General features: G+C 65.2%; 12 protein-coding genes. 10 read left to right on the forward strand and 2 right to left on the reverse strand.

Going from position 1 to position 11,910, the window contains the following annotated elements; translation table 11 throughout:
* The first annotated feature begins 9 nt into the window (after window positions 1-9).
* The 6 genes from CK489_RS21215 to CK489_RS21240 all read left to right on the forward strand — a co-directional run bounded on the left by CK489_RS21215 (window position 10) and on the right by CK489_RS21240 (window position 5,618).
* Window positions 10-828: a putative hydro-lyase gene (locus CK489_RS21215; protein WP_050626154.1), complete on the forward strand. Its 819-nt coding sequence runs from the start codon at window positions 10-12 to the stop codon at window positions 826-828.
* An 85-nt stretch (window positions 829-913) separates the two neighbouring features.
* Window positions 914-2,161 carry an ABC transporter substrate-binding protein gene (locus CK489_RS21220; protein WP_050420056.1) on the forward strand — a complete coding sequence of 416 codons (1,248 nt, stop codon included), beginning with the start codon at window positions 914-916 and terminating at the stop codon, window positions 2,159-2,161.
* A gap of 176 nt (window positions 2,162-2,337) precedes the next feature.
* Window positions 2,338-3,216 carry a branched-chain amino acid ABC transporter permease gene (locus CK489_RS21225; RefSeq protein ID WP_095733566.1) on the forward strand — a complete coding sequence of 293 codons (879 nt, stop codon included), beginning with the start codon at window positions 2,338-2,340 and terminating at the stop codon, window positions 3,214-3,216.
* A complete protein-coding gene (locus CK489_RS21230) occupies window positions 3,216-4,202 on the forward strand; it encodes a branched-chain amino acid ABC transporter permease (RefSeq protein ID WP_095733567.1) in 987 nt (328 codons plus the stop codon). Before CK489_RS21225 ends, CK489_RS21230 begins: the two co-directional genes overlap by 1 nt.
* Window positions 4,199-4,930, forward strand: coding sequence for an ABC transporter ATP-binding protein (locus CK489_RS21235; protein ID WP_095733568.1), 732 nt, complete (start codon window positions 4,199-4,201; stop codon window positions 4,928-4,930). Before CK489_RS21230 ends, CK489_RS21235 begins: the two co-directional genes overlap by 4 nt.
* Entirely contained in the window at window positions 4,914-5,618 is a 705-nt protein-coding gene (locus CK489_RS21240; RefSeq protein WP_050626158.1) for an ABC transporter ATP-binding protein, read from the forward strand. Before CK489_RS21235 ends, CK489_RS21240 begins: the two co-directional genes overlap by 17 nt.
* Before the next feature lie 156 nt (window positions 5,619-5,774).
* On the opposite strand, the gene CK489_RS21245 is transcribed toward CK489_RS21240, so the two are convergent.
* Together CK489_RS21245 and otnC are read right to left on the reverse strand one after the other, a co-directional pair.
* Entirely contained in the window at window positions 5,775-6,062 is a 288-nt protein-coding gene (locus CK489_RS21245; protein WP_050626159.1) for a hypothetical protein, read from the reverse strand.
* A 33-nt stretch (window positions 6,063-6,095) separates the two neighbouring features.
* Window positions 6,096-6,752: a 3-oxo-tetronate 4-phosphate decarboxylase gene (gene otnC, locus CK489_RS21250; RefSeq protein ID WP_095733569.1), complete on the reverse strand. Its 657-nt coding sequence runs from the start codon at window positions 6,750-6,752 to the stop codon at window positions 6,096-6,098.
* A 185-nt stretch (window positions 6,753-6,937) separates the two neighbouring features.
* Between otnC and ltnD the strand changes: the two genes are divergently transcribed.
* The 4 genes from ltnD to CK489_RS21270 all read left to right on the forward strand — a co-directional run bounded on the left by ltnD (window position 6,938) and on the right by CK489_RS21270 (window position 11,802).
* Window positions 6,938-7,849 (forward strand): L-threonate dehydrogenase, encoded by a 912-nt coding sequence (gene ltnD, locus CK489_RS21255; RefSeq protein ID WP_095733570.1) that lies wholly within the window; start codon window positions 6,938-6,940, stop codon window positions 7,847-7,849.
* Between the two features lie 13 nt (window positions 7,850-7,862).
* Entirely contained in the window at window positions 7,863-8,645 is a 783-nt protein-coding gene (gene otnI / locus CK489_RS21260; RefSeq protein WP_095733571.1) for a 2-oxo-tetronate isomerase, read from the forward strand.
* Window positions 8,642-9,919 carry a 3-oxo-tetronate kinase gene (otnK, locus tag CK489_RS21265; RefSeq protein WP_050626162.1) on the forward strand — a complete coding sequence of 426 codons (1,278 nt, stop codon included), beginning with the start codon at window positions 8,642-8,644 and terminating at the stop codon, window positions 9,917-9,919. The genes otnI and otnK overlap by 4 nt, the downstream gene beginning before the upstream one ends.
* A 191-nt stretch (window positions 9,920-10,110) precedes the next feature.
* Window positions 10,111-11,802: a methyl-accepting chemotaxis protein gene (locus CK489_RS21270; protein WP_095733572.1), complete on the forward strand. Its 1,692-nt coding sequence runs from the start codon at window positions 10,111-10,113 to the stop codon at window positions 11,800-11,802.
* Window positions 11,803-11,910: the final 108 nt, after the last annotated feature.

Consider the following 11,910-nt stretch of genomic DNA (forward strand, 5'->3'; position numbering starts at 1 on the left):
GAGAACCCCATGACTGTTTTTGCGGCAGTGCAGCGATCTCAAGGGGAACCGGGGCTGGCGAGCGTCGAAGCGCGGCGCGCCTGCCGTGATGGCATGGCCTCGGCGACGACGGCCGGTCTCGCCAACGGCTTCGTCCAGGGCAATCTCGCGATCCTGCCGGAGAAGCTCGCCGGCGCCTTCCACCGGTTCTGCCAGCTCAATCCGAAACCGTGCCCGATCATCGGCATGTCCGACGTCGGCGATCCCCGCATCCCGGCGCTCGGCCTCGACCTCGACATCCGCACCGACGTGCCGCGCTACCGGGTCTGGCGCGACGGCGAGGTGGCGGACGAGCCGACCGACATCACCAAATACTGGCGCGACGATCTCGTCACCTTCGTGCTCGGCTGCTCCTACTCGTTCGAGGAGGCGCTGCTCGATGAGGGGCTGCCGATCCGTCACATTGAGCGCAACCTGCGTGTGCCAATGTACCGGACCAATATTGCCTGCAAGCCGTCGGGGCCGTTCGAAGGACCGATGGTGGTGTCGATGCGCCCGTTTAAGCCGGCGGATGCGATCCGCGCGGTGCAGATCACCTCGCGTTTTCCGTCGGTGCACGGCGCGCCGGTGCATCTCGGCCATCCGCATGCGATCGGCATCAAGGATATCGCCAAGCCCGATTACGGCGACGCGGTGCCGGTGGCCGATGACGAGATCCCGGTGTTCTGGGCCTGTGGCGTGACGCCGCAATCGGTGATCGCGGCTGCGAAGCTGCCGTTCGCGATCACGCATGCGCCGGGGCTGATGCTGGTGACCGATCTCAGGAACAAGCAGCTCGCTGTGCTCTGAATAGGCAATTCGTGCAATTCATTGAGGCTTTACTGCGCGCTACAAGCGTCACATCGATAAGAACAAAGCTGAAGGGGAAATTTCGATGACGATCTCTCGCCGTAACGTATTGCTGGGTGCCACTGCCGCCGCTGCGCTCGGTCCGATCGCCGCACGCGCGCAGACAAGCGAAGTGGCCATCGGCGTGATCTATCCGCTGTCCGGCTCCAGTGCCGCGATCGGCGTCGACGCGCAGCATGCCTTCAACACCGCTGCCGACATCATCAACAAGAACTACGATTTCGCGCTGCCGCTCGCCAAGGGCGAAGGCCTGTCCGGCCTCGGCGGCGCCAAGGTCAAGCTGGTGTTCGCCGACCACCAGGCCGATCCGCAGAAGGGCCGCGCCGAGACCGAGCGCCTGATCACCCAGGAGAAGGTCTGCGCCGTCGTCGGCACCTATCAGAGCGCGGTCGCCGTCACCGTCAGCCAGACCTGCGAGCGCTACGGCGTTCCGTTCATCTCGGCCGACAATTCCTCGCCGAGCCTGCACCGCCGCGGCCTGAAATACTATTTCCGGGCCTCGCCGCATGACGAGATGTTCTCGGCCGCGATGTTCGACTTCTTCGATGCGATGAAGAAGAAGGGCCAGAAGATCGAGACGCTCGCGCTGTTCCACGAGGACACCATCTTCGGCACCGATTCGGCGAACGCCCAGACCAAGCTCGCGGCCGAGCGCGGATACAAGATCGTGGCCGACATCAAGTATCGCGCCAACTCGCCGTCGCTGACCGCCGAGGTGCAACAGCTCAAGGCGGCCAATGCCGACGTGCTGATGCCGTCGAGCTACACCACCGACTCGATCCTGCTGGTCAAGACCATGGCCGAGCTCGGCTACAAGCCGAAGAACATCATGGCGCAGGATGCCGGCTTCTCGGAGAAGGCGACTTATGACGCGGTGGGCGACAAGCTAGAGGGCGTGATCTCGCGCGGCAGCTTCTCGCTCGACCTGGCGCAGAAGCGGCCGATGGTCGGTTTGATCAACGAGATGTACCGCGCCAAGTCGGGCAAGGACTTCAACGACTACACGTCGCGGCAGTTCATGGGCCTCATCATCATGGCCGATGCCGTCAACCGCGCCAAGTCGACCGACGGCGAAAAGATCCGCGAGGCGCTGGTCGCGACCGACATGCCCGGCGACGTCACCATCATGCCGTGGCGGCGGGTCAAGTTCGACGAGATGGGGCAGAACAACTTCGCCGATCCGGTGCTGTTGCAATATTCCGCGAAGAACTTCGTGACGATCTTCCCGGAACAGGCCGCCGTCTCCGAGGCGATCTGGCCGATGAACAGCTGATCGGTCGGACGCGTTCTCGTCGTCCCGGGCAAGCGAAGCGCGACCCGGGACCCATTACCCCAGGCAGGCGTTTTTGCGATGATTGGTTGTTATCTCTCCTACCGATGCATTTGTGGTAATGGGTCCTGGCTTTCGCCAGGACGACGTTGGGGCCATACGTTGATCGGGGCGCAGCGGTGACAGCCGAGACCATTATCCAGAGTTTGGCGAGCGGCCTCCTGATGGGGCTGCTCTACGGACTGATCGCCGCCGGCCTCGCATTGATCTTCGGATTGATGGACGTCGTGAATTTCGCGCACGGCGAGTTCCTGATGATCGCGATGTACGCGACCTTCTTCCTGTTCGCGTTCTTCGCGATCGATCCCTTGCTGGCGGCGCCGCTGGTCGCCGCGGCATTGTTCGTGTTCGGCGCGGTGGTCTATCTGTTGGTGGTCCGCTTCGCGATGCGCGCCAAGGCCAATGCCGGCATGGTGCAGATCTTCTCCACCTTCGGCCTCGCGATCGTGATGCGGGGCCTCGCGCAGTTCTTCTTCACGCCGGACTACCGCAGCGTCACCAACTCCTGGCTCGGCGGCAAGACGGTGTCGATCGCCGGTATCTATCTGCCGGAGCCGCAGCTGATCGGCGCGATGCTGTCGATCGCGGCCTTCGTCGCGCTCTACTTCTTCATCAATCGCACCGATTTCGGCCGCGCGCTCGAAGCGACGCGTGAAGACGCCGGTGCGGTGGCCCTCGTCGGCATCGACAAGAACCGGGTGTTTGCGCTCGGCTGGGGGCTCGGCGCGGCCTTGGTCGGCCTCGCCGGTGCCATCATGGCGATCTTCTTCTACATCTACCCCGACGTCGGCGCCTCTTTTGCCCTCATCGCCTACGTCACCGTCGCGCTCGGCGGCTTCGGCAGCGTGTTCGGCGCCTTTGCCGGCGGCATCATCGTCGGCCTGGTCGAGGCGACCACCGCGCTGATCCTGCCGCCGTCGCTGAAATCGGTCGGCATCTACGCCGTCTATCTGCTGGTCGTCTTCATTCGCCCGCGTGGCCTGTTCGGATCGATGTGATGGACACCCAGTTCGCCCAACGCCGCAGGCGTGACCTGATCATGGCGGCTTGCCTCGCGGTGGTCGCCGCGCTGGTGCCGCTGTTCGTCAAGGACGTCTACGTCCAGAACATCATGGTCTTGACCCTGATGTATGCCGCGCTGTCGCAGAGCTGGAACATCCTGTCCGGCTATTGCGGACAGATCTCGCTCGGCCATGCGCTGTATTTCGGGCTCGGGGCCTACACCACGGCGCTGCTGTTCACCAAATTCGGCGTGCTGCCGTGGTTCGGCATGGTGGCGGGCGGGGCGATCTCGGCCGTGATCGCGATGGCGCTGGGCTATCCCTGCTTCCGCCTGCGCGGGCACTACTTCGTGATCGCGACCATCGTGATCGCCGAGATTGCGCTGCTGCTGATCCAGAACTGGGATTGGGCGGGCGCGGCGCTCGGCATCGACATCCCGGTGCGCGGCGACAGCTGGCTTAAATTCCAGTTCACACGCTCGAAGCTGCCGTACTTCTATTTCGCGCTGGCGCTGGCCTGCATCGCCTGGCTCGTCACCTGGTGGCTGGAAGATTCCAAATGGGGCTATTGGTGGCGCGCGGTGAAGGACAATCCGGACGCGGCCGAAAGCCTCGGCGTGGTCGTGTTCAATTCCAAGATGGGCGCGGCCGCGGTCTCAGCCTTCCTGGTTGCGGTCGGCGGCAGCTTCTACGCCCAATTCGTCTCCTACATCGATCCTGAAAGCGTGATGGGCTTCCAGTTCTCGCTGCTGATGGCGCTGCCCGCGGTGCTCGGGGGCATCGGCACGCTGTGGGGCCCGGTGCTCGGCGCCGTCATCCTGATCCCGCTCACCGAGCTGACACGCTCTTTCGTCGGCGGCTCCGGTCGCGGCGTTGACCTGATCGTCTATGGCGCGCTGATCGTTGCGATCTCGCTGGCATTACCGAAGGGACTGGTCAGCGTGTTCAGCATGCTCACCGGGCGCAAGGAGGCGGCGCGATGACCGCACTCCTCGAAACCCGCGGCGTCTGGCAGCGCTTCGGCGGCCTCGTTGCCAACAGCGATGTCTCGATCTCGGTCGGGCGCGGCGAGATCGTCGGCCTGATCGGCCCCAACGGCGCCGGCAAGTCGACGCTGTTCAACCTGATCGCGGGCGTTTTGCCGCCGACCCAGGGCACGATCATCTTCGACGGCGAGGACGTCACCCGCCTGCCGGCGGCGGAACGCTGCCAGCGCGGCGTCGGGCGCACCTTCCAGGTGGTCAAGAGTTTCGAGACCATGACCGTGATCGACAACGTCATCGTCGGCGCGCTGATCCGCAACACCAAGATGCGCATCGCGCGGCAGAAGGCCTATGAGGTGCTGGAGTTCTGCGGCCTTGCCGCGCGCGCCGACAAGCTGGCGGCCGATCTCGTGCCGTCGGAGAAGCGCCGGCTCGAGGTCGCGCGGGCGCTGGCCACCGAGCCGAAGCTGCTGCTGCTCGACGAAGTCCTCACTGGCCTCACGCCGGTCGAGGCCCAGACCGGCGTCGAACTGGTGCGCAAGGTGCGCGCCACCGGCGTCACCGTGCTGATGGTCGAGCACGTGATGGAGATCGTGATGCCGCTGGTCGACCGCGCCATCGTGCTCAATCTCGGCAAGGTGCTGGTCGAGGGCAAGCCCGCGGAAGTCGTCCGCAATCCGGAAGTCATTTCCGCCTATCTCGGGGATCGTCATGCTGTCGGTGCGTGAAGTCACCACCGCCTATCAGGGCCTGGTCGCGATCTCCTCGGTGTCGATCGACGTCACCAAGGGCGAGATCGTCTGCGTCGCCGGCGCCAACGGCGCGGGCAAGTCGACGCTGTTGAAATCGATCGCCGGGGCCGAGCGTCCGCGCGCCGGCACCGTCACCTTCGACGGCAAGCGCATCGACGGCCAGCCGCAGCACGTCATCACGGCCGGCGGCATCGCCTTCGTGCCGGAGAACCGCCGGCTGTTTCCGCGGCTTTCGGTAAGCGACAATCTGCGGCTCGGCAGCTATCTCTATCGCAGCCAGTCCGACCGCGATGCGCCGCTCGATCTGGTCTTCAATCTGTTCCCGCGGCTCGGCGAACGGCTCGAGCAGCGCGCCGAGACCTTGTCCGGCGGCGAGCAGCAGATGCTCGCGATCGGCCGCGCGCTGATGACGCGGCCGCGCCTCCTGATGCTCGACGAGCCCTCGCAGGGCATCATGCCGAAGCTGGTGGACGAGATATTCCAGGCCGTGAAGCGCATCCGCGACGCCGGCATGACGGTCCTGATCGTCGAGCAGCGGATGGCCGAATGTTTGGAGATCGCCGATCGCGCCTACATCCTGCAGACCGGCCGCGTGCTGATGCAGGGCACCGCGGCCGAGATCAGCGGCAATCCGGACGTGCGCAAGGCCTATCTGGGACTGTAGCCCCGCCGTCATTGCGAGCCACCCGGTCGGCGCGAAGCGCCGCCGGATGACAGGCTTCGCGAAGCAATCCATCTCTCCAGTCGGGGAAAGATGGATTGCTTCGTCGCTTCGCTCCTCGCAATGACGGGGAGGATAGTGCTCCGCAGCCCACGCAGCCTACTTGCCCTGTTCCTTGCTCTCTTCGACCTTCTCGACCTTGGCGGCGAGGTCGGGCACGCGGCTGACGCGGTAGGTCGCGTTGCTGCAGGTCAGCGTCCAGGCTTCATTGTCGGGCTTCGAGAGCTTGTCGTCCCGTTCGGCCTTGAGCGGCTTGTCGCAGGCATAACCCTGCGCGCGCAGCTGCACCGCCAGCAGGTCCTGCAAGCTCTGCTCGGCCCGTGCGGTTGAGCCCGCAAAGTGGCCGGCGAACAGGACGGCGAGTGCCAAGTTCGTGAACCTCATCATGACTGTCCTCCGCATGTCTCACCTTTGCTTGATCTAGTGAGGGTGATCCGGCAGCACGAGCCCGAACGTCCTGGTTAAATCCGCTACCTGTTCGGGCGAGAGATAGCGCGGGTTCAGCCCACGCAGCAGCAGATAGAGTTTTGCGGTCTCTTCCAGCTCCTCGGTCGCGAACACGGCCGCCTCCAGCGTGTCGCCGGAGACGACGGGGCCGTGATTGGCGAGCAGCACCGATGAATATTGCCCGGCGAGCCCCCTGATCGCGTCGGCTACGGCGGGATCGCCGGGGCGATAATAGGGCACCAGCGCGGTCTGGCCGCACTTCATGACGTAATAGGCCGTCATCGCCGGCAGCACCGCGCGCGGATCGATCTCGGGCAGCATCGACAGTGCGACCGAATGTGTCGAGTGCAGGTGCACCACGGCGCCGGCGCTCGTGCGCGTCTGGTAGAGCGCGGTGTGCAACGGCACTTCCTTGGTCGGGGCATCGCCAGAGACGAGGCGGCCGTCACTGTCGAGCCGCGACATTTTCGCCGGATCGAGGAAGCCGAGTGAGGCATTGGTCGGCGTCACCAGCCAGCCGCCGTCGTCGAGCCGGACGCTGATATTGCCCGATGAGCCCGGCGTCAGCCCGCGCTCGAACAGCGAGCGGCCGAAGCGGCAGATGTCTTCACGAAGCTTTGTTTCGCACATCCGGGTTTCGCTCTTCCGGTTTCGCTCTTGGCGCCATCTTTGCCGCCATCCGTTTTCAGCTTTGTCTCATGCTTTGGCAGCGCGGCCAAGCCGTGATAGGCAAGCAGCAACGCGCATGATCGGGGAAGGTGAAAGCCGGTTTTCCGAAAATGCTCAAACAACCAAAAATGTTCAGGGATCGCCTTATGTCCAGTTCCGCAACACCGCACGTCGCCGTCATCGGGCTGGGCTCGATGGGATACGGCATGGCGACCTCGCTGAGGCGCGCCGGCTTCGTCGTGACCGGCTGCGACGTCTCGGCCGATGCCGTCGCGCGCTTCGTGGCCGATGGCGGCAAGGGTGCGAAAACGCCGGCCGAGGCGGCCAGGGATGCCGACATCGTCGTCAGCGTCGTCGTCAACGCGGCACAGACCGAGGCTATCCTGTTCGGCAAGGACGGCGCTTCCGAGACGCTGGCCAAGGACGCGGTCTTCATCTCCTCGGCGACGATGGATCCCGATATCGCGCGGCGCCTCGCGAAACAGCTTGAGGCGACCGGCCGGCACTATCTCGACGCACCGATCTCGGGCGGCGCGCAGCGCGCGGCGCAGGGCGAGCTGACCATTCTCGCCTCCGGCAGCGCGGCAGCGTTCGCGAAGGCGCGGCCGGCGCTGGATGCGATGGCGGCAAAGCTCTACGAGCTCGGCGATGCGGCCGGGCAGGGCGCCGCATTCAAGATGATCAATCAGCTGCTGGCCGGCGTGCACATCGCGGCCGCTTCCGAGGCGATTGCCTTTGCCGCCAAGCAGGGCCTGGATATCCGGAAGGTCTACGAGGTGATCACGGCCTCCGCCGGCAATTCCTGGATGTTCGAGAACCGCATGCCGCATGTGCTCGACGGCGACTATGCGCCGCGCAGCGCGGTCGAGATTTTCGTGAAAGACCTCGGCATCATCCAGGATATGGCGCGCAATGCGCGCTTCCCGGTGCCGGTCTCGGCCGCAGCGTTGCAGATGTTCCTGATGACGGCGGCCGCCGGCATGGGCCGCGACGACGATGCGTCGGTGGCGCGGATGTATGCGCAGGTCACCGGCACCAAGCTTCCCGGCGCGAAATAGGAGGATCCTGCAAATGCCCCGCTTTGCCGCCAACCTCACCATGATGTTCAACGAGGTCCCGTTCCTCGACCGCTTCGACGCCGCGGCAAAAGCGGGCTTCACCGCGGTCGAGTTCCTGTTTCCATACGACCATCCGGCCGAGGAGGTCGGCAAGCGGCTGAAACGCGCCGGGCTGACGCAGGCGCTGTTCAACCTGCCGCCGGGCGACTGGAATGCCGGCGAGAAGGGATTTGCCGCGCTGCCGGATCGCTTCGCCGATTTGCAGGCGAGCCTGAAGACCGCACTGTCTTATGCAGAGGCGACCGGCGTCAAGCGGCTGCATCTGATGGCCGGGATCGCCGATCGCAATGATCGGCACGCCGTCGAAGCCTTCTACAAATCGGTCGCTTACGCCGCGGAATTCTTCGCGCCGCACGGCCTCGACGTCGTGATCGAGCCGATCAATCCGCGCAACGTGCCGGGCTATTTCCTCAACGACTTCAACTTCGCGTACGAGTTGATCCGCGAACTCAAGATCCCGAACCTGAAGCTGCAGTTCGACATCTATCACTGCCAGATCATCCATGGCGACGTCACGATGCGGCTGCGCGAGATGATGCCGATCATCGGCCACATCCAGATCGCCTCGATCCCCTCGCGCAACGAGCCCGATGGCGAGGAGCTGAATTATCCGTTCCTGTTCGGCGAGCTGGATCGGCTCGGCTATGGCGGCTTCGTCGGCTGCGAGTACAATCCGCGCGGCAAGACCACGGACGGCCTTGACTGGTTCAAGCCCTATGCCGGAGCAAAATCGTGACGCTGGCTCTTGGCTGCATCGCCGACGACTATACCGGCGCCTCCGACCTCGCCAACACGCTGACCCGCGCCGGCCTGCGCACGGTGCAGACCATCGGCGTGCCGGCGGACGATCTCGCGCTGCCCGAGGTCGACGCTGTCGTGGTGTCGCTGAAGAGCCGCTCGATCGAGGCCGGCCTGGCTGTGACGCGCTCTCGTGCGGCGGAGGCCTGGCTGCGCGGCCGCGGTGCCGGGCATGTCCTGTTCAAGATCTGCTCGACCTTCGATTCCACCGACGCGGGCAATATCGGCCCGGTGATGGATGCGCTGCGCGCCGACGCGAAGGACAGCATCGTGCTGGTGACGCCGGCGTTTCCGGAAACCGGCCGCACCGTCTACCAGGGCAATCTGTTCGTAGGCTCCGTGCCGCTGAACGAGAGCCCGCTCAAGGACCATCCGCTCAACCCGATGCATGATTCCAACCTGGTCCGTGTGCTGGCGCGCCAGAGCAAGACCAGGGTCGGCCTGGTCGATCTCGCGACGCTCGCCCGCGGCGCGGAGGCGATGCGCGCCAGGCTGGGCGAACTCGCGCAGGGCGGCATCGGCGCTGCGATCGTCGACGCGGTGTTCGACCGCGACCTCGAGACGATCGGGCAGGTGGCGCTGGATCACCGTCTGTCGGTCGGCGCCTCCGGCATCGGGCTTGGACTGGCGCGAGCGCTGGTCGCCGTCGGCAAGTCCGGATCGGCTGCCGGAAATGCGATCTCCACGGCCGCGATCGGCGGGCCGGCGGCCTGCCTCGCCGGCAGCTGCTCGCAGGCGACCCTGCGCCAGATCGCCAGCGCCGAGAAGGCGATGCCGGTGCTGCACCTCGACCCCGAGCGGGTGATCGCGGGCAAGGACGAGGCGCAGCGCGCGCTCGCCTGGGCCAAGGAGCGGCTTGCGGCGGGGCCGGTCCTGATCGCAAGCAGCTCGACTCCGGATCAGGTCGCAGCCCTGCAATCACGTCATGGCCGCGATGCAGCCGGACATGCCATCGAGCAGGCCATGGCCGACCTCGCGGAGGGGTTGGTGCAGTCCGGCGTTCACAGGCTGGTGGTCGCCGGTGGTGAAACGTCGGGCGCCGTGGTCGATCGCCTGCGCATTCCGGGATTCCTGGTCGGGGCGGAAATCGCGGCGGGCGTGCCGGTTCTGCGCGCGGTCGGTGCCGACGCAGGCGAGATGGTTCTTGCCCTGAAATCGGGCAATTTCGGCGGGCCGGAGTTCTTCTCGGATGCGCTGGCGTTAATGCCGTGACGCGCCGCTTGCGCATCCTGATGGGTTTCTCGCGCATCATGTCGCGGGAATGGCGGGTATCTCCGTAGTTCAACGGGTATGCAAATTAACCCTACTTAAGGAGGGGGGCTGGCTTTGATGTCTTTGGCGCACCGCCGCGCCCCCAGCCATTCGATTGGGCTTCGCGAGCCCGATATCCAAGAGACCCCAAGATGTTCGCCAAATTCTCGATCCGCGCCAAGATCATTGCCGCGGTTGCGTTCCTGCTTGTCGCCCTGAGCGGCATGGGTCTGCTGTCGGTGATGAATTTGCGGTCGATCAATGCCAACACTGTCGAGATCACGACAAGCTGGTTGCCCAGCGTCCGTGTGCTCGGCGAGCTGCGCGCCGGGGTCATCACCTATCGCAACGTGATCCGTGAGCACATGCTGTCCGAGGCGCTGGAGGACAAGCTGGCGCAGGAAAAGACCCTCGCGACGGTGGTAGAGGCCAACCTCAAGGCGCGGGCGGCTTATGAGCCGATGATTACCTCCCCTGATGAGCGCGCGCTCTACAACCAATGGGTTGATGCCTGGACCCGCTACAAGAAGGGCACCGAGGAGGTGATGGCGCTGTCGCGCAAGGACGCCGGCAAAATCCCGCACGACGCACATGAGCTGAACGCCAAGACGGTGAACAAGATCGGCCTCGAGGCCGACGAAATCCTGCGCAAGGATATCGACCTCAACAATGCCGGTGCCGACAAGGCGGCGCAGGATGCGGCGAACAGCTATGCGTCGGCCTTGATACTGCTCGCGGTTATTCTCGGCGGCGCCATCCTCATCGGCGTCGGCATCAGCTTCCTGATGGTTCGCGACGTCACCACCGGCATTGCCTCGATCGTCAGCCCGATGCAGGCGCTGGGCCGCGGCGATCTCACCGCCGTCGTGCCGCACCAGGGCGAGAAGACCGAGATCGGCGCCATGGCCGATACGTTGCAGGTGTTCAAGGAAGCCCTGGTCGCCAAGAAGGCGGCCGACGAAGCCGCGGCTGCCGATGCCGAAGCCAAGATCGAGCGCGGCCGCCGGGTCGACACCATCACCCGCAATTTCGAACAGATGATCGGCGAGATCGTGCAGACCGTGTCGTCGGCCTCGACTCAGCTCGAAGCTTCCGCCTCGACGCTGTCGTCGACCGCGCGGCGTTCGCAGGAACTGACCACCTCGGTTGCCGCGGCGTCCGAGGAGGCTTCGACCAACGTGCAGTCGGTGGCGTCGGCGACCGAAGAGCTATCGTCGTCGGTCACCGAGATCAGCCGCCAGGTGCAGGAATCGGCGCGGATGGCGGGCGACGCCGTCGGCCAGGCGCGCACCACCAACGATCGCGTCAGCGAGCTGTCGAAGGCCGCCGCGCGGATCGGCGACGTCGTCGAGCTGATCAACACCATCGCCGGGCAGACCAACCTCTTGGCGCTGAACGCCACCATCGAGGCGGCGCGCGCCGGCGAGGCCGGCCGCGGCTTCGCGGTCGTGGCGTCCGAGGTGAAGGCGCTGGCCGAGCAGACCGCCAAGGCGACCGGCGAGATCGGCCAGCAGATCGCCGGCATCCAGACCGCGACCCAGGAGTCGGTCGGCGCGATCAAGGAGATCTCTTCGACCATCGAGAAGCTGTCGGAGATCTCGTCCACCATCGCTGCTGCTGTCGAAGAGCAGGGCGCGGCGACGCAGGAAATATCCCGCAACGTGCAGCAGGCCGCGCAGGGCACCCAGCAGGTCTCGGCCAACATCACCGACGTCCAGCACGGCGCCAACGAGACCGGCTCGGCCTCGAGCCAGGTGCTGTCGGCGGCCCAGTCGCTTTCGGGTGACAGCAACCGCCTCAAGCTCGAGGTCGGCAAGTTCCTCGACGCCGTCCGGGCAGCCTGACGCCAGTCAACATCTGACATCGAACAATGCCCGGCCGAAAGCCGGGCATTTTTCTTGGTGTGGCGCTCAGTAGTTCAACGGAAGCCATGATTAACGAACCGTAGTTTC

The sequence above is a fragment of the Bradyrhizobium sp. UFLA03-84 genome (assembly GCF_002289535.1).
Taxonomy (GTDB): Bacteria; Pseudomonadota; Alphaproteobacteria; order Rhizobiales; family Xanthobacteraceae; genus Bradyrhizobium; species Bradyrhizobium viridifuturi.

Coding starts and splice junctions, on each gene's coding strand:
- otnI (WP_095733571.1), top strand. CDS start 7,863: ATGCCCCGCTTTGCCGCCAACCTCACCATGATGTTCAACGAGGTCCCG.
- CK489_RS21235 (WP_095733568.1), top strand. CDS start 4,199: ATGACCGCACTCCTCGAAACCCGCGGCGTCTGGCAGCGCTTCGGCGGC.
- ltnD (WP_095733570.1), top strand. CDS start 6,938: ATGTCCAGTTCCGCAACACCGCACGTCGCCGTCATCGGGCTGGGCTCG.
- otnC (WP_095733569.1), bottom strand. CDS start 6,752: ATGTGCGAAACAAAGCTTCGTGAAGACATCTGCCGCTTCGGCCGCTCG.
- CK489_RS21220 (WP_050420056.1), top strand. CDS start 914: ATGACGATCTCTCGCCGTAACGTATTGCTGGGTGCCACTGCCGCCGCT.
- CK489_RS21230 (WP_095733567.1), top strand. CDS start 3,216: ATGGACACCCAGTTCGCCCAACGCCGCAGGCGTGACCTGATCATGGCG.
- CK489_RS21270 (WP_095733572.1), top strand. CDS start 10,111: ATGTTCGCCAAATTCTCGATCCGCGCCAAGATCATTGCCGCGGTTGCG.
- CK489_RS21245 (WP_050626159.1), bottom strand. CDS start 6,062: ATGATGAGGTTCACGAACTTGGCACTCGCCGTCCTGTTCGCCGGCCAC.
- CK489_RS21215 (WP_050626154.1), top strand. CDS start 10: ATGACTGTTTTTGCGGCAGTGCAGCGATCTCAAGGGGAACCGGGGCTG.
- CK489_RS21240 (WP_050626158.1), top strand. CDS start 4,914: ATGCTGTCGGTGCGTGAAGTCACCACCGCCTATCAGGGCCTGGTCGCG.